We start from the raw sequence: 21,931 nt of genomic DNA, 5'->3' as shown, positions 1-21,931 counted from the left end.
AGCGGTGAGTTCGGGGGGCAAGGGCAGGTTCGGGGCGTCAGCCGCAGGGCGGGGCGGTGATCCGCACCACGGCGCAGCCCGCCTCCATGCCTTCGGTGCCACCGACGAGCAGGACGTGGTCGCCCACGACGACCTGCCCCGTGGTCCACAGATGCTCCAGGCCGAGCACCATGTCGCTGACGCTGGCGTGGCCGATGGTGCGGATGTACTCCCAGATGCCCTGCTTGACCGGGTCGATGTCGATGGGGTCGAGCAGCAGGTTGTGCAGCGCGTCCTCGTTGAGGCCGAGGTGGGCGACGCGGGTGATGTCGTCCCAGCCGATGCCGGCCTCGTCGAGGGTCTGCTCGGCGGTCTCGGCGACCAGCTCGCCGTAGCGCGCGACCGATGTGATCATGTCGAGCGGCTCGGCACCCGGCCGCTCGGCCCATGCCTTCAGGCGCGGCTCGACGAGCATCGGCCGCTCCGGGTGCCGCTCGGGCGGCAACAGCGAGATGCCGCCCCGGTGCATGGCTTCGAGGGAGGGTTCGGATCGGGATCCGACCGCGAGGAGCCGCGCGAAGCCGCCCCGTGCGGACAGGACGAGCGAGCAGCCGCTGTCCGCGTACAAGACGTGCTCGGAGTCCCGCCAGCGGTCGACGAGCGGGGTCGAGAAGTTGTCGGCGGCGGTGATCAGCGCCGCCTTGCCGTCCGCCTCCGCGTCGAGCAGGGCCGCGGCCATGCGCACCGCGCTGAGCACGGACAGGCAGCCGTGCCGCACCTCGAAGGCGGTGACGGGCCGGTCGATGGTCCGGTGGGAGATGTAGTGCGGCGCGGACCAGCCCTCGGGGCCCTGGTGGTAGGCGCCGCCGTGGAGCAGCGCGGCGAAGTCCTCCGCGCTGTGCCCGGACATGGCGATGGCCCGCCGCGCCGCTGCCACCGCCATGTCCACCGCGGGCAGTTCGCTCTCGACGGCGACGGAGATGATGCCCGACTCCTCGGCGGCGGTGCGGTCGAGGAGTCCCTCGCGCACCGCGTCGTGGACGGGAACGGTCGTCGGCACATGGCTGCCGATGCCCGCGAGATGGATATTGCCGACCTTCACTGGTGCCCCTTCACTGGTGCCTCTTCGCTTTCGCTGGTGTTCTGTCCGCTGCGTCCCGGCCGTGGACCGGCCCGGCCGCCGCCCGCCTACCAGGGGTACGGTTCTAGCTCCCCCGAGATCACCTGCTCGCGCAGCGTCTTGCGGTCGACCTTCCCGTTGCTGTTCAGCGGGAGGACGTCGAGCGGATGGAAGGTGAGCGGGATCATGTACGGGGGCAGCGTGGCGCGCAGCACCTTCTCCACGGCGGGTATGTCGATCCCGTCGCCGGAGACGACCGCGGCGAGCGCCTGGGTGTCCTCCTGCTCCCCCGGCACGGCGAACACGACGGCCTGGGCGACCGCGTCCTGCCGCAGCAGGTGGGCCTCGACCTCGCTGGTCTCGATGCGGTGGCCGAGGATCTTCACCTGGGTGTCGAGCCGGCCGACGTAGTGGTACTCGCCGCCCGGCGCCCGGCGCGCCAGGTCGCCCGTGCGGTACCAGCGGTGGGTGCCGCCGTCGGCGTGGACGTTCGCGTGGAAGGCCCGTTCGGTGAGCTCGGGCGCCTTCCAGTAGCCCGCGAAGACCTGTTCGCCGCGCAGGCACAGCTCCCCGATGTCTCCGTCGGCGACGACGGTGCCGTCCTCGTTCAGGAGGGCGGCCCCCATGCCCGGGTAGGGCGCGCCGATCGGCACGGTCCCGCTCTCGCAGTCCTCCGGCGTGGCCGCCGGATCCCAGCGGTGCACCAGGCACGCGACGGTCGCCTCGGTGGGTCCGTACAGGTTCTCCAGGGTGGAGTGCGACGCCGCCGCCTGCCAGGCCTGCGCGGCGGAGGCGGGCAGCGCCTCGCCGCAGAACAGACTCCAGCGCAGGCTCGGCAGGCTACCCGGGGCCAGCAGGCCGCGGCGGTGCTGCAGCACCGCCATGGAGGGCACCGAGAGCCAGACGGTGATGCGCTTGTCGCGGATGAAGTCGCCGGGGGTGAGCAGCTCGTGACCGTCCATGGGGATCAGGAGCGCCCCGCTGCGCCAGGCCATGAACGGGTCGAAGACCGACAGGTCGAAGGTCTGGTCGGCGGTGTGCGTGAAGCGGTCGTCCGGAGTGAAGTCGTACCGATCGGCGTTGACCCGCAGGAACCAGCCCACGTTGGCGTGGGAGATCGGCACTCCCTTGGGACGGCCCGTGGAGCCCGAGGTGAACAGCAGGTACGCGATGTCGGCACCGTCGCCGAACACCGGTTCCGCGAGGGGGACTTGCCCCGTCAGGTCGGCCCGGGTGCGGACGGTGACGCCCTCGGGCAGCCCGTCGGGTATCTCGTCGCTCTCCGCGAGGATCACCGTGGGCGGGTCCGCCACGTCGCGCAGCAGCCGGGTGGCCTGCTCGACGGATCCTGCGTCGGCGAGGATCACGTCGAGGCCCGCGCGCTCGACGATGTCCTGGTTGCGGGCCGCGGGGAACTTCTTGTTCAGCGGCACGGCCGTGGCCCCGCTGTACAGGGCGGCGAGGAGGCCCGCGTAGGTGACGAGGGAGCGGTGCCCGAGGAGACCCACCCGGCGTGGCCGGCCGCCCGCCTCGGCGGTGAGCGCCGCGGCCCAGATGCGGGCCGTGCGGTCCATCTCGGCGTAGGTCCAGGTGTGTTCGGCCAGACGCAGGGCGGGGCGGTCCGGGTGGCGCCGGGCCGAGGTGCGGAAGCCGGTGTGGAGGAATTCCGGCGCGGAGCTTTCAGGCATGGCTGTCTCGCGATCTGCGGTCGGTGGGGTTGCGGGTGCTGCGAAGTGATGCGGTCGTCACGGCTGGAGCCTGCTGATGTGCCAGGTGCCGTCGCCCTCGATGTCGTAACGCAGGCGTTCGTGAAGGCGGTCGGTGCCCTTGGCCCAGAACTCGACGCTGTCGATGCGCAGTTCGTACGCGGCGAACGTGTCCGGCATCGGAAGCGACTGTCCGCTCTCTCCCAACTGCCGCGCACGATCCCGGAGTTCGGCCACATGCTGCAGGTCCGCGAGAGGTTCGCTCTGCCGTGCCGCCGTCGTCATGGCGTGTGTGAAGACGGGGCGGGCCTGCCACAGCTTCTCGGTCTCGGCGCGCGAGAGCCTGCCGACCGGACCCGCGACGACGACCTGCTGGCTGGTCTCGCGCCAGTACAGGACGCCGGACGCCCAGGGGTTCTCGGCGAGGTCGCGGCCCTTGCGGCTGCCCTCGTGGCTGATGAAGACGATGCCTCGCTCGGTGACCTCGCCCGCCACCAGGATCCGCGACGAGGGGCGCCCGCGGGCGTCGGCGGTGGCGAGCGCGAGGGCGCGCGGTTCACGCACCCCGAGCCGTTGCGCCTCCTTGAGCCAGTGCCGCAGCAGCCCCGTCGGCTCGGGCGGCGGCGTCACGAACTCGGGGAAGCCGACGTCCACGGACCCGGTGAGGGTCTCCGACCGGTTGTCGCTCATACGCGCAGCGTCCCTTCGATCACCACGACGCCGTCGCCGCCCACTTCGACGGAGTCGACGCGCTGTCCCGCGCCCTCGGCGAGGGCGTGCATCGGGGAGGGGCGGCCCATCTCGACACCCTGGGTGATCACGATGCGCTGCCCGTAGTCGATCAGACCGTGGCGGGCCAGGTGGATGGCGATGGGCCCGGCGGCGGAGCCGGTCGCCGCGTCCTCGACGACGCCGTAGGCAGGCGAGAACATGCGGCTGCGCCACTGTGTGCCTGCCCCGGCGAAGCAGTTGGCGGCCATGTCGGGGAAAGCCGACAGGGCGTGGTGGTCGGGCCGGAGAGCCGACAGTTCCTCGACGCTCTTCAGGGCGACGAGGACGTGCCGGGGGCCGTTGCGGTAGATGTCCACCGGCAGCGCCGTCTCGCGCACCCCGAGCGCGGCGAGGAGTTCCTCGCGGTGCTCGTAGGGTCGCCACGTGGGCACCGGCTGGCGCATCCACGCCTTGGTGACGGTGCCGTGCTCACGTACGAGTTCGAAGGGGATGAGCCCCATCGCGGTCTCCAGCTTCAGCTGATCGGCGTCCGAACGGTTGCCGAGGGCGATGGCGGTACCGAGCAGGGGGTGTCCGGCGAAGGGGAGTTCGTTGACGGGGGTGAAGACCCGGATGTGCGCGTCGCCCCCCTGCTTCGGCCTGAGCACGAACGTGGTCTCGGAGAGGTTCATCTCCCGGGCGATGCCCTGCATCTGGCTGCCCGTCAGGTCGTTCGCGTCGAAGTAGACCGCCACGGGGTTGCCGTGGAGCGCCTCGGTCGCGAAGGCGTCGACGACGACGTAGGGATGCATCCGTTGCTCCTCGGGGTGCGGGGTCATCGGGGCCATCGGGTTCATCGAGTTCATCGGGGTCATCCGCCGAGCACATCCCGGATCGCGGCGGCGATGATGCGCGGGCCGTCCTGGGTGAGGATGGACTCGGCGTGGAACTGCATGGACATGAAGCGCGGCCCGCGCAGGGCGTGGACCTCCCCGGTGGCCGTGTCCCTGCTGACCTCGACGACGCCGACCGGCTCGACGTCGCGCTTGTCGTCGTGGCTGTAGGCGGCAAACGTGTTGTAGAAGCCGACGCGCTCGCGGACGCCGAACAGGTCGATCTCCTTCTGGAGCCCTTGGTTGGGCGCAGGGAGCCGGTTCAGCTCGAAGCCGAGTGCGAGGCTGAGGACCTGGTGGCTCAGGCACACCGCCAGGAAAGGGCCGCCGCGGCGCAGCAACTCGCGTACGTCGGCGTGCAGTCGGGCCATCTTGGGGTGGCCGGTGTCCCCGGGGTCGCCGGGGCCGGGACCCATCACCACGATGTCGTAGCCGTCGAAGCTGTACTCCTCGTCGAAGCGACGTACCGTCACTTCCAGGCCCATGGACCGGAGTTGGTGGCCGATCATCGAGGTGAAGGTGTCCTCGGCGTCGACGACCAGGACGGTGCGGTCCTCGATCTCCGGCAGAGGCACCAGGGGACCCGTGTCGCGCAGCCAGAAGCCGGCGATGGAGTCGTTGCGCTGTTCCAGGGCGGCCCGCACCCGTGGGTGCCCGGCGAAGCCGGGGGTGGAGCCGGTCTCCAGGGCGGCCACCAGACCGGACGCTTTGGCGCGGGTCTCGGCCGCCTCCGAGGCGGGGTCCGAGTGGCGTACGAGGGTGGCCCCGACGCCGATGCGCACCCGCCCCAGGCCGTCGATGTCGGCGGTGCGGATGAGGATGGCGCTGTCCAAGGCGCGCGAGCCGTCGGCGGCACGGCCGATCAGGGCCGCCACTCCGCTGTAGTAGCCGCGCCCTTGGGGTTCGTAGGCCTTGATGACGCGGCAGGCGCTCTCCAGCGGCGAGCCGGTGACCGTGGGCGCGAACAGGGTCTCGCGCAGGATCTCGCGCACGTCGCGGGTGGTGTGTCCCTCGACGAAGTACTCGGTGTGCGCGAGCCGGGCCATCTCCTTGAGGTACGGCCCGGTGACGCGGCAGCCCCCCTCGCAGATGCGGGCCATCATCTTGAGTTCCTCGTCGACGACCATGTACAGCTCGTCGGCCTCCTTGCGGTCGGCGAGGAAGTCCATGACGCCCGGCAGGGTGGGTCCGCCCGGCGGGTAGCGGTAGGTGCCGCTGATCGGGTTCATCACGGCGGTGCCGCGGTCGAGGCTGAGGTGCCGCTCCGGTGAGGCGCCGACCAGGACGCGCTCGCCGGTGTGCACCAGGAAGGTCCAGTAAGCGCCCACCTCCTGCTCCAGGAGGCAGCGGAAGAAGGACAGGGCGCTGTCGGGGCCGTAGTCGGTGATGTCGGCGACGAAGGAGCGCTTGATGACGAAGTTGGCCCCCTCCCCCGTGCCGATGACGTCGTCGACGACGGCCCGCACGGTCTTCTCGTACGCGTCGTCGGGTACGTCGAAGTGGACGCCGCTGAGCTCGGTCTCCACCTGCGGGAGGCGTGGCAGCGCGGTGGCCAGCGGCACCCGCTCCTGGGCGGTGACGGTGAGGGCGAGCAGCGGCGCGCCGTCGTCGGGCACCTCGAAGCCGCGCTCGCCTATCTGGCGGTAGGGGATGAGGGTGAGGACCTCGTGGCGCGGACCGGGGGCCGCCAGGTCCTCGGGGGCCAGGTCCTCCGTGGGCACATCCTCGGTGGGCAGGTCTTCGGTGGGCAGGGGGATGTCGGCGAGCGTCGCGGGCTCGGACACGTCGCCGACGAGCACGTCCAGGACGTCGGCGCCCGCCGCCTGGGGACGGTGCAGCAGGGCGAAGGCGCCGGGGCGCCCGGCGAGGACCCGGTCGAGCAGGTCGTCCTCCCCCGGCGCGGGGGCGGGATGGAGTGCGCTCATGCGAAGACCTCCTCGGCGGTGACGGCCATGGCGCACCGCTCGGCGGCGTAGGTGACGGCGAGCCGGTGGTAGTGCTCGGAGAAGTCGGCCACGGCGTCGGCCACGAAGAACGTCTGGATGTCGTGGCTGTACGCCTCGACGGCGGTCGCCAGGACCCCGACGTGGGCGTACACGCCGCAGACGATCAACTGGTCCCGGCCGCTGTCGCACATCAGCTCCAGCAGCGGTGTGTTGAAAAAGGCGCTGTAGCGCCACTTGGTGAGCATCCAGTCGGCCGCGACGGGCGCCAGTTCGTCGACGACTTCGCGGTCGGCGGGCCGCGGGCGCATGCCGGGCCCCCAGAAGTCCCTGAGCAGCCCGCGCTGTTCGTCGGTCATGCCGCCGGGCTGCGCGGTGTAGGCGACTTGCGCACCGCGCGCGGCACAGCGGTCCCGCAGGGCGGCCGCGTTGGCGACCAGGGGTGCGCGAACGTCGTCCGGGAGAGGCTTGAGGAAGTAGCGCTGCATGTCGTGCACGAGCAGGACCGCGCGGTCCGGGTCCGGTGTCCACCGGGCGGTGTTGCCGGGCAGGTCGCCCGCGGCCGGCAGGGCATAGGGCGCGATCGCAGGTATGCCGGGCATGGCGTCGCCTTCAGTCCTTTCTGAGTAGTCGTACGGGCCGGGGCCGCGCGGTCAGGTGCTCCAGGCGGAGACGACCGAGACGGCCTGGCGCGGGTTGAGCCGCGGATCGCAGAAGGTGAGGTACTTGTCGCCGACGCGGCCCAGGTCGGAGTCGTCCGTGACGCACTCGGTGACGTCGTCGGGGGTGGTCTCCAGGTGCAGCCCTCCGCACACGCCGCCGGAGCCGGTGACGGCCTCCTGGAAACCGACCACCTCGCGTACGACGGTCTCCACCTGCCGGGTCTTGTTGCCGTCGGGGGCGACGACGGTGTTGCCGTGCATGGGGTCGGTGAGCCAGATGACGGGGTGGCCCGCCGCGCGCACGGCCTTCACCAGGCGCGGCAGCCGCTCGGTGACCAGGTCGGCGCCCATGCGCGCGATCAGCGTGAGGCGGCCGGGCACGCGGTCCGGGTCGAGCCGCGCGCACAGGTCGAGCAGTTCGCCGGGCTCCGTGCCCGGACCGATCTTGCAGCCGACCGGGTTGTTCACCTCGGCGAGCAGCGCGACGTGCGCGCCGTCGGGCCTGCGGGTGCGCTCGCCGATCCAGGGCCAGTGGGTGGAGCCGAGGAAGAGCTCGCCGCGCTCATCGGTGCGGAGCATCGGGATCTCGTAGTCGAGCAGGAGCGCCTCGTGGCTCGTCCACACCAGGGGGCCGATGGGGTCGACCCCTGCGGCACGGCTGCGCCAGCCGAGGTGTTCCATGAGGTCGCCCGCCGCCATGAAGCCGGTGAGGATGCGCAGCGGGTCGGGGCGGCGGGTCTCGGGGTCGGGCTCGGGGCCGTTCACCATGTGCCCGCGGAAGACGGGCAGTTCGGTGCCGGCCACGGTCTCGGTGGAGCGGGACCGGGGCTTGGCGAACTGGCCGGCGATGCGGCCGACGCGGATGACGGGCTTGTGCGCCGTCATCCGCAGCGTGCCCGCGAGCAGATCGAGGACCGCGGCCTTGCGTTCGGCATCGGCGTGGGTGCTCTCGGCGGGGTCCTCGGCGCAGTCCCCGGCCTGGACGACCATGGCCTCGCCGCTGACCACACGGGCCAGCAAGGAGCGCAGGTGCCGCAGGTCCACGGCCCTGACGAGCGGCGGCCGGGCGGCCAGTGCCTCTCCCACCCGTTCCACCTGCGGCTTGTCGGTCCACTCGGGCTGCTGCAGCGCCTCGCGGATCCGTATGTCGCGCAGGACTTCGTCCACAGGATTCTCCAATGGGGCCTCGGGGGCGGCCGGTTGATGACCGGCCGCCCGTCAGGTGGGTATGCCTGCCCGTTTGATCTCGGGAACGGAAATGCCGATGGCGCGCAGCTGCTCGAAGGGATTCATGAACTCCCGCTGGAGCTTTATCTTTCCGTTCGCCAACTCGAAGGAGTGCAGGAAGTGGTTCTCGTAATAACCTTCGGGGTAATCCGCGAATCGAATCTTTCCGCGCCCGTCGCACTCGACCCAGAAACGATTCGGATCCTGGGTCTCGAAGATCTCGACGTTGTACCACTCCCAGTCGGGAAAGGTCTTCAGGGACCACACCGCGTGCTCTCCCAGGCGGTCGCGGCCCGTGATGGCGATCGGCGCGCCGGTGTCGTTGGTCCACAGGCCGCCCACGCCGTCCTCGGTGAACAGCAGATGACGCGTGAGCCGGGCCTCCCCCAGGGCGGCCATATAGGTCTCCACCGTCCGGCGGTTGAGCTCACGCAGGCTCACGTCCTCGGTGAAGCCCTGGTGCGCAGCGGATTCGGGCATGCCGGTCCTCCACATTCTTCGGTGGGAAAGGGATTCAACGAGCCCAAGTGTTGTCACCGCACCGAGTTCCGTACAAGAAATACCGGTTCAGATCAGGGTCAGACAGCGTCACGCACTGCCAAGATCCGGCAGGCGAAATCCTGCTACGTCAGAGCGATGTCAACTCGGCGACAAATCGCGTGCGGACAGCGGAAGTACGTCGTCGTGGAGCAGAGAATTCGCTCCAGCGGGCGCGCTGCCACCGGCTCTTCGCACTGCCCCTCGCGCCGCTCTTCGCCCTACCCCTCGCACTGTTTCTTCGCGCTACCCCTCGCTCTGCTCATCGCACTGCCCCGATCGCCAGACGAAAGGCTCGCCGGTCATCATGCGTTTTCTCTTCACGACGACTCCCGGCTTCTCCCACACGGTCGCGCTCGTTCCGCTGGCGCACGCCGCCCGGCTCGCCGGACACGAGGTGCTGTTCGCCGCGAGCGGCCCGGCTCTGAACGCCGCGGCCGACGCGGGCCTGGCGGCTGTGGACCCCGCGCCGGGCCAGGACGTCACCGCGCCCTACGTGCGCCTCGCCGCCACCGCGATCGGCGAGGAGCTGTCGGCGGAGTACGTGATGCGGCAGGTCTTCGGCGCCTTCGGGGAGATCGGTGACCTGATGCTGCCGGGCCTGGTGCGGATCGCCCGCGACTGGGGAGCCGACGCCGTGCTCTACCCGCCGATGCTGCCCGTCGGCCTGCTCGCGGCGCGCGCCGCCGGAGCCCTCGCAGTGGTGCACGGGATCGGTCTGCGCCACCCGTTGTTCCCGCTCGGCACGGACGAGGTGCCGCGAGTCGTCGCCGAGGCGGGCGTCACCGAACTGCCTCGCCACCCGGACGCCGAGGTGAGCCTGGGCCCGGCGTCCCTGGAGGCGATCAACCCCACCGCTCCCAAGGCCGCGGTGCCGCACGAGGTGGTGACGGTGCGCCCGGCCACGTACACCGGCGGCGGCCGCGTCCCGCAGTGGGCCCTCAAGGCACAGGACCGTCCGCGCATCCTGGTCACACTGGGCTCGGTGCCCGCCCACAACGACACCCAGGTCGACCTGCTCCGCGAGATCATCAAGGGCGCCGAGCAGATCGACGCCGAGGTCGTGGTGACCTCGGGCGGCTCCACCCTGCGGGAGAAGCTCGGCGAGGGGTCCGAACGGGTGCGGCTGCTGGACGAGTTCCTGCCGCTGAGCGCCGTGCTGCCGACGTGCGCGGCGGTCGTCCACCACGGCGGCATGAGCACGATGTTCGCCGCGTTCACCGCGGGCGTCCCTCAAGTGGCTGTCCCCACCACCAAGGGTGACGCCCTCACCAACGCGCAGGTCATCAGCGAACGCGGCGCGGGCCTGCGGCTCGACCCGGCCCAGGCCACCGCGGCCACCGTCGGTGAGGCCGTCCGCAGGGTCGTCCAGGAGCCGGGCTTCCGCGCGGCGAGCCAGGACGTCGCCGCCGAGTTGGCCGCGATGCCGGACCCGCTCGACGCCGTCGCTCGGCTCGCGGGGCCGGCGGCGGCGCGACGCGCGTAGCCAACCTGCTTTCCGGCCCCACCCCACGGCTCCCCAGACACCGCCACCTCATCTCACCTCGCCACACCTCATCTCGCCACACCTCACCTCACCGACAGGGACTTCCATGCACCTCACCGTCTTCGGAGCCACCGGCGGCACCGGCCGTCTCGTCGTCGAGCAGGCCCTCGCCCGCGGTCACCACATCCGCGCCGTCGTCCGCACACCCGGCAAACTCACCACGGTGCACGAGAACCTGACGGTCCACCAGGCCGACCTGTTCGCGCCGGAGGCCCTGGTCCCCGTGCTCGACGGAACCGACGCCGTCATCTCCGCACTCGGCCCTGCGGGACGCAAGGACACCAGCCGCGTCTGTGCGCGCGGCATCCGCTCCGTCCTCACGGCGATGGAGAAGGCCGCGGCGCGCCGCATCGTGGCCGTCAGCGCCCAGCCGGTGCTGCGGTCCGGGGCGGGCGAACCCTTCTGGTTCCGCACCACCGTCACACCGATCATCCGGGCCATCTACAAGAACACGTACGCGGATCTGGAGGAGATGGAGCAGCTCCTCTCCGCCAGTGAGGCGGAGTGGACCGTCCTGCGCCCGCCCTACCTGGTCGACAAGCCGGGCAGCGGCAGCTACCGCAGCGCGCTCGACGCCAATGTCGCCGGCTCCAGCCTCCCGCGGGCCGATTTGGCCCAGGCCCTGCTGGACGTCCTGGACGACCCGGTCTCCGTCCGCCATGCCATCGGAGTGACCGGCGCCTAGGCCACCACCGCAGCGTCGCAGCGTCGCGACGCACGGACCGCCCCTGGAGAAGAGACTGTGCCCCGTCCCCAAGTACCCGACGTATCCCCGGCGCCCACCGAGGCATTACCTCAAGGACCGGCGGCCCCGCACGGTGCGGCACACGCGCGCCGCTGGTGGGCGCTGGTCGTCATCGGCCTGGCCCAGTTGATGGTCGTCCTGGACGCGACCATCGTGAACATCGCCCTGCCGTCCGCCCAGGAGTCGCTGCACTTCACCGACGGCGACCGGCAGTGGATCCTCACCTCCTACGCCCTGCCCTTCGGCAGCCTGCTGCTGCTCGGCGGGCGCCTGGCCGACCTGTTCGGCCGCAGGCAGGCGTTCCTGATCGGCCTGGCCGGCTTCGCCGTGGCGTCCGCGGCCGGCGGAGCGGCCACCAGCTTCGAGATGCTGGTGGCCGCCCGCGCCGGTCAGGGCGTGTGCGGTGCTCTCCTTGCCCCCGCCGCCCTGTCGCTCCTGACCACGACGTTCACCGACCCCGGCGAACGGGCCAAGGCCTTCAGCGTGTTCGGTGTCATCGCGGGCGCCGGCGGGGCGATCGGCCTGTTGCTCGGCGGCGTCCTCACCCAGTACTTGAACTGGCGCTACTGCCTGTACGTGAACCTGCTCTTCGCCCTCGGTGCCTTCCTCGGCGGGCTCGCGGTCCTGAGCCGCCCCCTGCGCACGGCCCGGCGGCCGCGGCTCGACCTGCCCGGCACCGTCGTGGTGTCCATCGGTCTGTTCGCCCTCGTCTTCGGCTCGGCGAACGCGGAAACCGACGGCTGGGCCGCCCCGTCGGCGTGGGGCCTGCTCGTCGCGGGGTTGCTGCTGCTCGCCGTCTTCGTCTGGTGGCAGACCAAAGCCGCCAACCCGCTGCTGCCGCTGCCCGTCGTCCTCGACCGCAACCGGGGCGCGTCGTTCCTGGGCATCCTCGTCATCGGCTGCGGCCTCATGGGAATCTTCCTGTTCCTGACGTACTACCTCCAACTCAGCCTCGGGTACTCGGCGTTGCGGACCGGGCTCGCGTTCCTGCCGATGATCGGGGCGATGGGCATCGCCCCGGTGATCGCCGCCGGACTCGTCCCGAAGGTGGGACCACGCCCGGTCGTCCCCACGGGGCTGCTCCTGACCGCGGCGGGGCTCGCCCGGCTCACGGCCCTCGACCTCGACAGCGACTACGTCACCGGGGTGCTGCCTGCCCTGGTCGTCGTCGGAGCGGGCCTGGGCGGCGCGATGGCCCCGGCGATCAACCTGGCCACGTTCGGCGTGGCAGCCGAGGACTCCGGGGCGGCGTCCGCAGCCGTCAACACCACGATCCAGGTGGGCGGTTCGGTCAGCGTGGCACTCCTGAACACCGTCTCCACGGACGCCACATCGCAGCACATCGCCCGCCACGGAGGATCGGAGGCGACGGTGGCGGAGGCCGCTCTGCGGGGTTACGCGGCGGCCTACTGGTGGTCGGCGGCGCTGTTCGCGGCGGGGGCGATCATCTGCTCCGTGGTCTACCGGCGCGGAAGGGTCGACGTCGACCCGAACGGCTCGCACGCAATTCCTGTGTGAGCAGCGTGTGGCCGTGCAGGTGAGTCGCTGACCGCGTTGCGACGCCGCTTCGAATCGAGCATGTCGCCCCAGGGACCGCCTTCGCTCAACGTTGACGGTCCTCCTGGAGACGAAGCACAGCTCAAGCAGAGCCGGTCACAGCCGCACAGCCCCGGAGTTGAGGCACGCCAGCAGTGTCCGAGCCTGGACGTTCACGTAATGTCCGTGTGCCGTCAGTGAGTTGAGCTGGCCGACCGTAAGCCACTGGTAGCCGGCGCGCGGTGTGAGCGGGGCCGTTTCCTCGTCGGTCGGCACGAACATGTAGCGGATGTCCGCGTCGAGGAACCTTCCGCCCTCCTCCGAGTGCGTCGCCTCGTACCGGACAAGGCCCCGCTCCGCCGCCGTCAGCACCGAGTCCAGGAACGGCGGTCGGCTCTCGATGGGCAGGTGTTCCCAGTTGCCGGGCGTCGCCTGGACCGTCGGTGCGAGTTCCACGGTGTTCAGGTGTCCGGCCTCCACCTTCGCGTGTGCCAGGACGTGTGGGACCCCGCCGATGTGCCGGTACAGGAAAGCCGCGATGCCCGTGCCGCTCGGTTCCAGGAGCGGCTGGGACCAGCCCGTCACCTCGCGGCTGCCCGCCTCGACGGCTACTCCCGTGATGCGGAAGTAGCGGCCGTAGGGGCGGCCGAGCGTCTTGGTGTCGTGCTCCCAACCGTCCACGCCCGCCCGGCCGATGGCGGCGACATCGACGTCGTGGCGGGCTCGCTCACCCGTCAGCCAGGAGAGCAGTTCCACGTCGGAGTGCAGCGCGCCCGCCTCCGGGACCGCCATGGGGAAGCACGCGACCACGGTCCGCGCGTCCATGTTGACGACATGGTCGAGCCGCAGCAGCTCGCCGATCTGGCCCAGCGTCAGCCAGCAGAAGTCGTCCGCCAGGAGGACCTCGTCCTCGACCGTCCCCACCAGCATGTTCCGATTGGCCTTGCGGAAGAACCAGGAGCCGTGCTCGGACTGCAGCGAATCCGTGAGGATCCGCTCGGGCCGCATGAAGTGGCTCAGGTACCTCACCTCCGCGCCCCGGTGGACGCGGAGGTAGTTGGAGCGCGTGGCCTGGACGGTCGGCGAGAGCTGGATCAGGTTCGGGTTGCCCGGCTCCATCTTCGCCTGCGTCAGGAAATGCAGGACGCCGTCGAACTCCTTGGCCAGGACGCCGAGTACGCCCACCTCGGGCTGGTGGACGATCGGCTGCCGCCACCGTCCGGTCGGCCCGCCCGGGACATCGACCCATACCCCGGCCACGGAGAAGAACCTGCCGCTGCGGTGCACGAGATCTCCCGTACCGGGCGTGAAGGACCACCCGTCCAGCTCGGTGATCGGCACCCTCTCCACCCGGAAGCGGTGGGCGCGCGTGCGCCGCGCGAGCCACCCCACGACCTCGTCCGTACGCATGTGGTGTCCGGCCCCGGTCACCGCGGCCGACCTGGCGAGGCGGGCCGGCAGGGCCGGGGCCGCGCGCGGGCGCAGCAGCGCCGGGGCAGCCGTACTCATCGCCTGCCCCTGTCGGTCTCGGCCGCCAGGGCGTCCACCGTGCGGCGCAGTGACGCGACGAGCGGCACCTGAGGAGCCCAGCCGGTGACGGAACGGAACGCCGTGGAGTCGATGGTCACACTCGTGAAGTCCCCGGCCTCGGCATGGTCCGGCGGCGCCACGCAGCAGACCGCTACCCGCTCCTTGCCGGTGCGCTCGCCCACCAGATCCGCCACTTGCTCGAAGACGGGCCCGAGGGGCGTGCGCGCGCCGGTGCCGAGCAGCCAGTGGCGCCCGGCGAGCGCCTCGGCGTGGTCGATGGCCGCCACCACGGCCCGAGCGAGGTCGTCGACGTACAGCAGGTCACGCCTGATCGTGCCGTCGTGCCACATCGTGATGGGCTCCCCGGCCAGCGCCCTGCGCGCCATGGCGGAGACGACGCCCCGGTCCCGCGCGGCCGATCCGTGTCCGGGGCCGAAGACCGTGGGCAGCCGCAGGGACACGCCGTGCAGCACCCCCCGGCGGTCGGCGTCGAGCAACAGCCGTTCCGCCGCGAGTTTCTGCCGGTCGTACTCCCCCCTCGGCGCATCGGTCTCGGACCCGTCGAGCACGTCCTTGCCGCAAGGACCGACCTGGGAGGCGGCCCCGGCGAAGACCACCGTGCGGAGGGGGCCGCCGCGTTGTTCCAGCGCCGTCACGAGGTCGCGGACCAGGCCGACGTTCACGCGCTCGGCGGCCGTGTCGCCGTGCTCCACCCGCCAGGTGGACGTGGCGGCGCTGTACAGGACCGCGTGGACGATCACGTCGGCGCCCTCGACGGCCGCCGCGGACGCGCCCGGCTCGGTCAGGTCCGCCTCCATGACCTCGATGGCGGCGCGAGCCCCGGCGGGGACGGCCGCGCGATGTCGCGCGACGGCCCGGATTCGCACATCGCGTCCGGCCAGCTCGCGCAGGACGGCGGAGCCCACGAATCCGGTGGCCCCGAGGAGGGCGATCAGGGGGTGGCGGGCGCCCGAAGTTCCTACTCCCACAGCGCTGCCTCCACCTTCTTGGCCATCTCGTACTCGGGCAGCAGCCCTCGGGCTCTGGCCTCGCCCAGCGTGGGCGCCGTGCGATCCCGCGCCGAGAGGACGATCGGGTAGCCCTCGGGAATGGGCAGGCCGACCTCCGGATCGAAGGCCGAGACCACGAGCTCGTGCTCGGGAACGTACCCCTCCGACATCACGTACTGGACGATCGAGCCGTCCTGGAGGGAGAGGAAGGCGTGCCCGACGCCGACCGGGATGTACACCGCGTTGCAGGTGTCGCCGCTGAGCACGGTCGTCTCCCACCGCCCGAAGGTGGGCGAGCCGAGCCGCAGGTCGATCAGGAAGTCCCGCACCTCGCCGTGGGGAGCGCACACGTACTTGGCGCGGCCCGGTGGCGTCGTCGTGTAGTGGATGCCGCGCAGCACGCCGCGCGCGGAGACGTTGTGGCTGATGTCGCGCACCGGGAAGAGCGACGCGCCCTTGGACTCGGTGAACGGGCTGTCCTGGTACGGGGACGAGAACGTGCCGCGGTCGTCCCTGTGGACGGGGGGCGTGAACTCGAAGGCACCCTCGATGCCCAGCTTGCGCACCTGCACAGTACTCACTCCTTCTGTCGGTGGTCGGTGTCGGCTCGGTGGTCAATATCGGCAGGCGGCGCTCACAGCGCGGCCAGCACCTCGCGCAGCGCGCTGACGGTCTTCTCCTGGACGGTCTCGGGCAGCGAGGGGTACATCGGCAGCGAGAAGATCTCGCGCGCCAGCTTCTCGGTGACGGGGAGCGAGCCCTCGCCGTAGCCCAGGTGCGCGAAGCCGGACTGCCGGTGCACCGGCCACGGGTAGCTGATGTTGAGGTGGATGCCGTACGCCTTGAGGGCTTCGAGGATCTGGTCCCGCTTCGGGTGGCGGACGACGTAGACGTAGTAGACGTGGGTGTTGCCCTCGTTGGTGACGGGCAGTTGGAGCCCGCCGGTCGCCGTGAGGTCGCCGAGCCCCTCCTCGTAGCGGCGGGCGACGGCGCGCCGGCCCTCGATATAGGCGTCGAGGCGGGTCAGCTTGCGGCGCAGGATCTCGGCCTGCACCTCGTCCAGACGGGAGTTGTGGCCCGGTGTCCTGACGACGTGGTAGGTCTCCTCCATGCCGTAGTAGCGCAGCCGCCGCAGGTCGCGGTCGGTCTCCTCGTCGTCGGTGAGGACCGCGCCGCCGTCGCCGTACGCTCCGAGCACCTTGGTCGGGTAGAAGGAGAACGCGGCGGCGGCTCCCCTGGTCCCGGCCAACCGTCCCTGCTGGCGGGCGCCGTGGGCCTGCGCGCAGTCCTCCACGATCTTCAGTCCGTGCCGCGCGGCGATCGCCTCCAGCGGGGCCATGTCGGCGCACTGGCCGTACAGATGGACCGGCAGGATGACCTTGGTGCGGGGCGTGACGGCAGCCTCGACCAGATCGGGGTCGATGAGGAAGTCCTCTTCGCGTACGTCGACGAAGACCGGGGTCGCGCCGGTCCCGTCGATGGCGACGACGGTGGGCGCGGCGGTGTTGGAGACCGTGATGACCTCGTCCCCGGGCCCGACGCCCAGCGCCTCCAGGGCCAGCTCGAGCGCGTTGGTGCCGTTGTCGACGCCGGTGCAGTGGGCTGTGCCGTGGTACCGCGCGAACTCCTCCTCGAATCCCTCGACGCTCTCGCCGAGCACGAGTCGGCCGGAGCTGAAGACCTTCTCCACGGCGTCGAGAAGGTCGTCCTTCTCCTTCTCGTACTCCGGCAGGTAGTCCCAGACGCTGATGGACATGGGTACTCCTCTGTTCCGCTGTTCGTGTGTTCCGCTGTCTGTGGCCGGCGCGAGTGGGTCCGATGCGGCAACGGGCTTGTGTGGATGCGAGGTTGGACCTGACGCGGGGCCGCGTTCAGAGAGCCGAGGGCGCGCCGAACCAGCGGTGCAGGGCGTCTTCCAGGGGCGTGCCGTCCTCGGCGGCCCACACGATGTGGCCGTCGGGCCGCACGAGCAGGGCCCTGCTGCCGCCGAGGTCCGCGTCGGCGTCGGCGAGGGCGCAGGACACCGCGATCACGCGGTCCTTCCACCCGGCGGCCGTCGCGCGCGCCCCGGCGTCGTCACCGAGGTCGAGCAGCACGCCCTGGGCGGAGTGCAGCAGGCTCGCCGTGGTGACGGAGCCCGCGGCGGTCCTCAGACGGCGGGGCGGCAACCGCCGCCCGAGCAACGGGTGTTCCCCTCCCCCGACGTCATAGCGGATGTCCAACCCGCTGACCGCGCCCGCGAGATGACGGCGTACGTCCGTGTACGCGATGAGCTCACCGAACAGCGCCCTGAGCGAGTCGGTCTCCGGGCCGCCGATGTACAGCGTCCCCTGGGTCCGTGTGTTCATCAGGAGCCGGGCGCCGACCCGATGCCGCTCGTCGTGGTAGGTGTCGAGCAGCCCTTCGGGGGCCCGTTCCTGGACGGTGGCGGCCAGCTTCCAGCCCAGGTTGGCGGCGTCCTGCACGCCGGTGCTGAGCCCTTGGCCCCCGGCGGGCAGATGGATGTGCGCCGCGTCTCCGGCCAGCAGGACCCGGCCTCGCCGGTACTCGGTGATCTGCCGGGTGGCGTCCGTGAACGAGCTGACCCAGTGCGCGCTCCCGCCGCTGATGTCCTCACCCGTGATCGCGAGCCAGGCCGCGGCCACGTCGGTGAAGCGGGGCGGACGGGAGCGGTCACTCGCGGGCGTGCCGTCGGGGCAGACGATGACGCGGTCCACGCCCTCGCCGAGCGGTGCGGCCATGACCATGCCGCCGGGCAGCCGCTCGCCGAGGTGGCGAGGGCGTATCGAGCACCCCACGACGTCGGCCAGATACATCTCGCGCCGGGCCTCGGTACCGGGAAAGCTGAACCCTGCGGCCGCACGCACCGTGCTCTGGCCACCGTCGCAGCCCACCACGTACGCGGCGCACAGCCGCCGTTCGCCGTCCTGGGTACGGGCGGTGACCTCGGCCCGGTCGCCCCGGTCGGCGAGACCGGTCAGTTCCCAGCCGCGCCGGACGTCCGCGCCGAGTGCGCCGGCCCACTCCTCCAGCACTTCCTCCGTGCGGCACTGCGGAACGCCGCGTACCCCGAAGTGGGCGTCCTCCAGCACGGAGTAGTCGAAGAGAAGGCCGCCGAAGTGCCCTTGCGGGCTGGTCTCGAGGCCGGGCCCGAAGCCCTTCAGGATGCCGCGCTGATCGAACACCTCCATGGTCCGCGCGGTGAAACCAAGGCCTCGGGACTGCCCGGTGGGCTCGGTGAGCCGCTCCAGAACGATGACGTCCGCGCCACCCAGGCGCAGTTCGCCCGCGAGCATCAGGCCGGTGGGGCCCGCGCCGATGACGACGACGTCCGCCCTCTCCATGACCGCGTGACTGCTTCTCATGACGCGACTTCCATGACGTACTGCCCGTAGGGGGACTTGGACAGGCGCCGGCCGAGCCGGTAGCAGGCGTCCTTGTCGATGTAGCCCATGCGCCAGGCGATCTCCTCGACGCAGCCGATGCGCACGCCCTGGCGGTGCTCCAGGATCTGCACGTACTGCCCGGCCTCGGTCAGGGCGTTGTGCGTGCCGGTGTCCAGCCAGACGAAGCCGCGCCCCAGCTCCACGAAGTCGACCCGCTCGCGCTCCAGGTAGACGCGGTTGATGTCCGTGATCTCCAACTCGCCGCGCTCGGAGGGGCGCAGGCCGCGGGCGATGTCGACCACGTCGTTGTCGTAGAAGTACAGGCCGGTGACAGCGAGGTTGGAGCGGGGCTTCTCGGGCTTCTCCTCCAGGGAGACAAGCCGCCCCCGCTCGTCGAGTTCACCGACGCCGTACCGCTCGGGGTCACGCACCCGGTAGCCGAACAGCACGCAGCCCTCGACGTGCGCGGCGCTGGTCCGCAGGAGCTCTCCGAAGCCGGGCCCGTGGAAGATGTTGTCGCCGAGCACCAGGGCCACGCTGTCGTCCCCGATGTGCTCGGCGCCGATGACGAAGGCGTCGGCCAGACCGCGCGGTTCGTCCTGTTCGGCATAGCTGAGCGTCAGGCCGAGCGTGGAGCCGTCGCCGAGGAGCCGCTGGAAACCGAAGACGTCGCCGGGTGCGGCGATGATCTGGATGTCGGTGATCCCGGCGAGCATCAGGACCGACAGCGGGTAATAGATCATGGGTTTGTCGTAGACCGGCAGCAGCTGCTTGGAGACCCCGAGGGTGATGGGGTGCAGCCGTGTGCCGTGGCCTCCGGCCAGGATGATGCCTTTCACGCTCCCGCCTCTCCTGATGTCGTTAAGGGCTTCCCGAACCAGGTGCTCAGCGCGTCCGTGAGCCCGGCGGCGCCTTCCCGGGCGGCCCACGCCACGTGTCCGTCGGGGCGCACGAGCAGGGCCCTCGCCCCGCCCAGTTGCCCTCGCTCCTCCGGTACGCCGACGAGTGCGCCGGACATCACCTCGACGCGGTCCGCCCAGGGCGCCGCGATCGCGGCCAGGTCCTGTCCGCCGGGACCGGGACCGAGATCGACGCCGAGATCGAGCCCGAGGAGGACGCCTCGCCCCGCGCGCAGCAGCTCGAAGGTGCTCGACTCACCCTTGTCCACGGCCAGTCGGGCCCACGGCATCCGCGCGCCGAGCAACTCGTGCGCAGGGGCGCCCGGCATCTCGTACCGCACATCGAGCCCGGAGATCATCCCGGCCAGGTGGGCGCGCACGTCCTCCAGCACGATCAGCTCACTCAGCATCGTCCGATGGGGCGTCGCCTCGCTGTGCGTACCGAGCAGCAGCCCGGCCTGGGTCTCGATGTTGGCGAGGACCCGGCTGCCGACGGCGTGCCGCTCGGCGTGGTAGCTGTCGAGCAGCCCCGCCGGGGCCCCGCCCCGTACGGTCGCGGCGAGCTTCCAGCCGAGGTTGACCGCATCCTGCAGGCCGAGGTTGAGGGCCTGGCCGCCGATCGGCATCTGCTGGTGCGCCGCGTCGCCCGCGTACAGCAGCCGCCCGTCGCGGTAGTGGGCCAGCTGGCGTCCGGCGTCGCCGAACGCGTCGATCCACAGCGGGGTGCCATGGCTGAGGTCCTCGCCGGTGACCCGCTTCCACGCCTCGACCACATCATCGAACTCCGGTTCCCCACTGCCGAGTTGAAAGCGGGATCCGAACTCGTGGACCATGACGCGGGTCACCCCGTCGGGTCGCCGCGCGGCGACCGCGAAGCCGTCCGCGAGGCGCTCGAAGCGGCGGGGCGCGATGTCGATGCCGGCGATGTCGGCGCGCAGCAGCCTTCGCCGCGCGTCGTGCCCGGGGAACGCGGCTCCGGTCAGGCGCCGCACGGTGCTGTCCTCGCCGTCGCAGGCCACGGCGTACTCGGCCCGCACCGTGACCGGGGCACCGCCGGGCCCCATCGCCTCGGCCTCGACGTGGTCCTCCGTCACGGTCAGGGCGCGCAGGTCGTGGCCGCGGCGGATGTCGGCGCCCAGCGAGAGCGCCCACCGTTCAAGGAGTTCCGCGGTGGTGGTCTGCGGGACCTTCCACTGCCCGGGAACGGGGCTCGGCAGTGTCAGGTCCAAGGGGATGCCGCCGAAGTGTCCGCGCGGCTCGCGCGGCACGGTGCCGAGCATCCCGCACAGGCCGCGGCAGTCGAGTATCTCCATGGTCCGGGCGTGCAGGGTGGAGGCCCGGGACTCGGTGGTCGGCGTCCGGTGCCGCTCGATGACGACCACGTCGGCTCCGCCCAGGCGCAGTTCGCCCGCGAGCATCAGCCCGACGGGGCCGCCGCCGACGACCAGGACCTGGGCGCTGTGGGCGCTCACGGTCGGCGCCTTCCTTCGGCGTACGCCTTGGCGTGGCCCAGGGTGGCGCGGCTGTTGGTGCTCAGCGCCTCCTGGACGTAGCCGCGGGCGTCCTGGGCGGTGGCGCCGGGGCCGAGGACCTTCTCGATGTTCTCCGTGTTGAGGACGACGGTGTGCTGGGAGGAGGCGGCGGTCCCGTCCCGGGTCTCTTCGAAGGTCCAGTACCCGGTGTGCAGGGACATCAGGGCGGGCAGCGTGACCTGCTTGTACGCGATTCTGTGGTGCGGCAGGCAGACCCGGTGGGACTCGGTGGTGTGCGTCGAGCCGTCCTTGGCGCGGGTGTCCATCCGCAGCAGCTGCAGGCCCGGTTCGTCCTCGGTGAGCCGTACGCTCGCCACGTGCGGGAGCCGCTCGGGCCACAGCTGGGCTTCGTTGACGAAGTCGTAGACGTCCTTGCCCGCGCCGTGGACGGTGACGGTGTCCTCGAAGGAGAAGGTCACCGCCTGGGCCCTGTGGGCGAGTTCGACGTTCGTCTTCAGGGCTGCCAGCTCCGACCGGGAGTTGGTGTCGACGGCCCGGTCGATCCAGGCGAGCCCGTCCGGAGCGTCGTCCACGGCCGTGTAGTGGTGCAGGAGCCGGATCCGCGAGGTCGTCCCGGACAGCGGCTCGATGACCCAGGCGCCGCCCATCGAGGCGACCGGCGGGGCGGAGACCTCCTGGCGGAATCCGATGCGCAGGGCCCGCGGGTCCAGGGTGCGCAGCGAAGTCCAGGTCTTGGCCTTGCCGTTCGCGGTGGCCCAGATACGGATGCGCTCCCGGTCGGCGCCGGTCGCCACCTGGTCGACGAAGATCGTGGGCGGGAAGAGGCGCGGCCAGTTCCCCACGTCGGCGATCAGCCGGTAGGCCTCCTGTGCGGGTGCCTCGACCGTGATCTCGTGCTCCACCTCACGCGGGCCGTTCGCTGTCATTGCTCTCACTTCTTTTCAGGGCTGCGGGGACTCGGGGCTCTTCGGGCTGGGGGATTCGGGGGGTCCGGACTGCGGGGACTCG

General features: G+C 71.3%; 19 protein-coding genes. 3 read left to right on the top strand and 16 right to left on the bottom strand.

The genetic code is table 11. The annotated features are described in order from the left end of the window. Positions 1-37: 37 nt before the first annotated feature. From AB0B50_RS20845 to AB0B50_RS20810, 8 genes are all read right to left on the bottom strand, one after another. A complete protein-coding gene (locus tag AB0B50_RS20845; RefSeq protein WP_362333624.1) occupies positions 38-1,081 on the bottom strand; it encodes a 3-oxoacyl-[acyl-carrier-protein] synthase III C-terminal domain-containing protein in 1,044 nt (347 codons plus the stop codon). Positions 1,082-1,167: 86 nt separating this feature from the next. Beyond that, positions 1,168-2,787 (bottom strand): amino acid adenylation domain-containing protein, encoded by a 1,620-nt coding sequence (locus AB0B50_RS20840; RefSeq protein WP_362333621.1) that lies wholly within the window; start codon positions 2,785-2,787, stop codon positions 1,168-1,170. A gap of 57 nt (positions 2,788-2,844) precedes the next feature. Beyond that, on the bottom strand, positions 2,845-3,495 hold the full coding sequence (gene phzG, locus AB0B50_RS20835; RefSeq protein WP_362333618.1) for a phenazine biosynthesis FMN-dependent oxidase PhzG: 651 nt from the start codon (positions 3,493-3,495) through the stop codon (positions 2,845-2,847). Beyond that, complete coding sequence (locus AB0B50_RS20830; RefSeq protein ID WP_362333615.1) at positions 3,492-4,391, bottom strand: PhzF family phenazine biosynthesis protein; 900 nt, start codon at positions 4,389-4,391, stop codon at positions 3,492-3,494. The genes phzG and AB0B50_RS20830 overlap by 4 nt, the downstream gene beginning before the upstream one ends. Further along, entirely contained in the window at positions 4,388-6,334 is a 1,947-nt protein-coding gene (locus AB0B50_RS20825) for an anthranilate synthase family protein (protein WP_362333612.1), read from the bottom strand. Before AB0B50_RS20825 ends, AB0B50_RS20830 begins: the two co-directional genes overlap by 4 nt. Next, positions 6,331-6,954, bottom strand: coding sequence for an isochorismatase family protein (locus tag AB0B50_RS20820; RefSeq protein ID WP_362333609.1), 624 nt, complete (start codon positions 6,952-6,954; stop codon positions 6,331-6,333). Before AB0B50_RS20820 ends, AB0B50_RS20825 begins: the two co-directional genes overlap by 4 nt. Before the next feature lie 51 nt (positions 6,955-7,005). Then, positions 7,006-8,181: a 3-deoxy-7-phosphoheptulonate synthase gene (locus tag AB0B50_RS20815; protein WP_362333606.1), complete on the bottom strand. Its 1,176-nt coding sequence runs from the start codon at positions 8,179-8,181 to the stop codon at positions 7,006-7,008. A 51-nt stretch (positions 8,182-8,232) separates the two neighbouring features. Beyond that, positions 8,233-8,721 (bottom strand): PhzA/PhzB family protein, encoded by a 489-nt coding sequence (locus AB0B50_RS20810; RefSeq protein ID WP_362333603.1) that lies wholly within the window; start codon positions 8,719-8,721, stop codon positions 8,233-8,235. A 364-nt stretch (positions 8,722-9,085) separates the two neighbouring features. Here AB0B50_RS20810 and AB0B50_RS20805 point away from each other — a divergent pair, with 364 nt between their 5' ends. The 3 genes from AB0B50_RS20805 (at position 9,086) to AB0B50_RS20795 (ending at position 12,587) form a co-directional block, all read left to right on the top strand. Then, positions 9,086-10,264 (top strand): nucleotide disphospho-sugar-binding domain-containing protein, encoded by a 1,179-nt coding sequence (locus tag AB0B50_RS20805; protein WP_362333600.1) that lies wholly within the window; start codon positions 9,086-9,088, stop codon positions 10,262-10,264. A gap of 106 nt (positions 10,265-10,370) precedes the next feature. Further along, positions 10,371-11,009 (top strand): NAD(P)H-binding protein, encoded by a 639-nt coding sequence (locus AB0B50_RS20800; RefSeq protein WP_362333597.1) that lies wholly within the window; start codon positions 10,371-10,373, stop codon positions 11,007-11,009. 57 nt (positions 11,010-11,066) lie between these two features. Continuing rightward, positions 11,067-12,587: an MFS transporter gene (locus AB0B50_RS20795; protein ID WP_362333595.1), complete on the top strand. Its 1,521-nt coding sequence runs from the start codon at positions 11,067-11,069 to the stop codon at positions 12,585-12,587. A gap of 135 nt (positions 12,588-12,722) precedes the next feature. Here the strand turns inward: AB0B50_RS20795 and AB0B50_RS20790 are convergent, their stop codons facing one another. The 8 genes from AB0B50_RS20790 to AB0B50_RS20755 all read right to left on the bottom strand — a co-directional run bounded on the left by AB0B50_RS20790 (position 12,723) and on the right by AB0B50_RS20755 (position 21,849). Beyond that, positions 12,723-14,114, bottom strand: coding sequence for an NDP-hexose 2,3-dehydratase family protein (locus tag AB0B50_RS20790; RefSeq protein ID WP_362333593.1), 1,392 nt, complete (start codon positions 14,112-14,114; stop codon positions 12,723-12,725). Beyond that, complete coding sequence (locus AB0B50_RS20785; protein WP_362333591.1) at positions 14,111-15,124, bottom strand: NAD-dependent epimerase/dehydratase family protein; 1,014 nt, start codon at positions 15,122-15,124, stop codon at positions 14,111-14,113. Before AB0B50_RS20785 ends, AB0B50_RS20790 begins: the two co-directional genes overlap by 4 nt. Next, the gene (locus AB0B50_RS20780; protein WP_362333588.1) at positions 15,115-15,717 is read right to left on the bottom strand and encodes a dTDP-4-dehydrorhamnose 3,5-epimerase family protein; all 603 of its coding nucleotides are present in this window, start codon (positions 15,715-15,717) and stop codon (positions 15,115-15,117) included. The genes AB0B50_RS20785 and AB0B50_RS20780 overlap by 10 nt, the downstream gene beginning before the upstream one ends. A 62-nt stretch (positions 15,718-15,779) precedes the next feature. Next, positions 15,780-16,901 carry a DegT/DnrJ/EryC1/StrS family aminotransferase gene (locus tag AB0B50_RS20775; RefSeq protein WP_362333585.1) on the bottom strand — a complete coding sequence of 374 codons (1,122 nt, stop codon included), beginning with the start codon at positions 16,899-16,901 and terminating at the stop codon, positions 15,780-15,782. 115 nt (positions 16,902-17,016) lie between these two features. Continuing rightward, positions 17,017-18,510 carry an FAD-dependent monooxygenase gene (locus AB0B50_RS20770; RefSeq protein ID WP_362333582.1) on the bottom strand — a complete coding sequence of 498 codons (1,494 nt, stop codon included), beginning with the start codon at positions 18,508-18,510 and terminating at the stop codon, positions 17,017-17,019. After that, positions 18,507-19,370: a glucose-1-phosphate thymidylyltransferase RfbA gene (gene rfbA / locus AB0B50_RS20765; protein ID WP_362333579.1), complete on the bottom strand. Its 864-nt coding sequence runs from the start codon at positions 19,368-19,370 to the stop codon at positions 18,507-18,509. The genes AB0B50_RS20770 and rfbA overlap by 4 nt, the downstream gene beginning before the upstream one ends. After that, complete coding sequence (locus tag AB0B50_RS20760; RefSeq protein WP_362333576.1) at positions 19,367-20,902, bottom strand: FAD-dependent monooxygenase; 1,536 nt, start codon at positions 20,900-20,902, stop codon at positions 19,367-19,369. The genes rfbA and AB0B50_RS20760 overlap by 4 nt, the downstream gene beginning before the upstream one ends. Then, positions 20,899-21,849 (bottom strand): aromatase/cyclase, encoded by a 951-nt coding sequence (locus tag AB0B50_RS20755; RefSeq protein ID WP_362333574.1) that lies wholly within the window; start codon positions 21,847-21,849, stop codon positions 20,899-20,901. The genes AB0B50_RS20760 and AB0B50_RS20755 overlap by 4 nt, the downstream gene beginning before the upstream one ends. Between the last annotated feature and the right edge of the window lie 82 nt (positions 21,850-21,931).

The organism is Streptomyces sp. NPDC041068 (assembly GCF_040647455.1).
Classification (GTDB): domain Bacteria; phylum Actinomycetota; class Actinomycetes; order Streptomycetales; family Streptomycetaceae; genus Streptomyces.
This window is presented reverse-complemented; position numbering and strand designations above follow the sequence as displayed.

Excerpts from the sequence above, each read along its gene's own strand:
- AB0B50_RS20840 (WP_362333621.1), bottom strand. The coding sequence starts at position 2,787 with ATGCCTGAAAGCTCCGCGCCGGAATTCCTCCACACCGGCTTCCGCACC.
- phzG (WP_362333618.1), bottom strand. The coding sequence starts at position 3,495 with ATGAGCGACAACCGGTCGGAGACCCTCACCGGGTCCGTGGACGTCGGC.
- AB0B50_RS20830 (WP_362333615.1), bottom strand. The coding sequence starts at position 4,391 with ATGACCCCGATGAACTCGATGAACCCGATGGCCCCGATGACCCCGCAC.
- AB0B50_RS20825 (WP_362333612.1), bottom strand. The coding sequence starts at position 6,334 with ATGAGCGCACTCCATCCCGCCCCCGCGCCGGGGGAGGACGACCTGCTC.
- AB0B50_RS20820 (WP_362333609.1), bottom strand. The coding sequence starts at position 6,954 with ATGCCCGGCATACCTGCGATCGCGCCCTATGCCCTGCCGGCCGCGGGC.
- AB0B50_RS20810 (WP_362333603.1), bottom strand. The coding sequence starts at position 8,721 with ATGCCCGAATCCGCTGCGCACCAGGGCTTCACCGAGGACGTGAGCCTG.
- AB0B50_RS20805 (WP_362333600.1), top strand. The coding sequence starts at position 9,086 with ATGCGTTTTCTCTTCACGACGACTCCCGGCTTCTCCCACACGGTCGCG.
- AB0B50_RS20800 (WP_362333597.1), top strand. The coding sequence starts at position 10,371 with ATGCACCTCACCGTCTTCGGAGCCACCGGCGGCACCGGCCGTCTCGTC.
- AB0B50_RS20790 (WP_362333593.1), bottom strand. The coding sequence starts at position 14,114 with ATGAGTACGGCTGCCCCGGCGCTGCTGCGCCCGCGCGCGGCCCCGGCC.
- AB0B50_RS20775 (WP_362333585.1), bottom strand. The coding sequence starts at position 16,901 with ATGTCCATCAGCGTCTGGGACTACCTGCCGGAGTACGAGAAGGAGAAG.
- AB0B50_RS20770 (WP_362333582.1), bottom strand. The coding sequence starts at position 18,510 with ATGAGAAGCAGTCACGCGGTCATGGAGAGGGCGGACGTCGTCGTCATC.
- AB0B50_RS20755 (WP_362333574.1), bottom strand. The coding sequence starts at position 21,849 with ATGACAGCGAACGGCCCGCGTGAGGTGGAGCACGAGATCACGGTCGAG.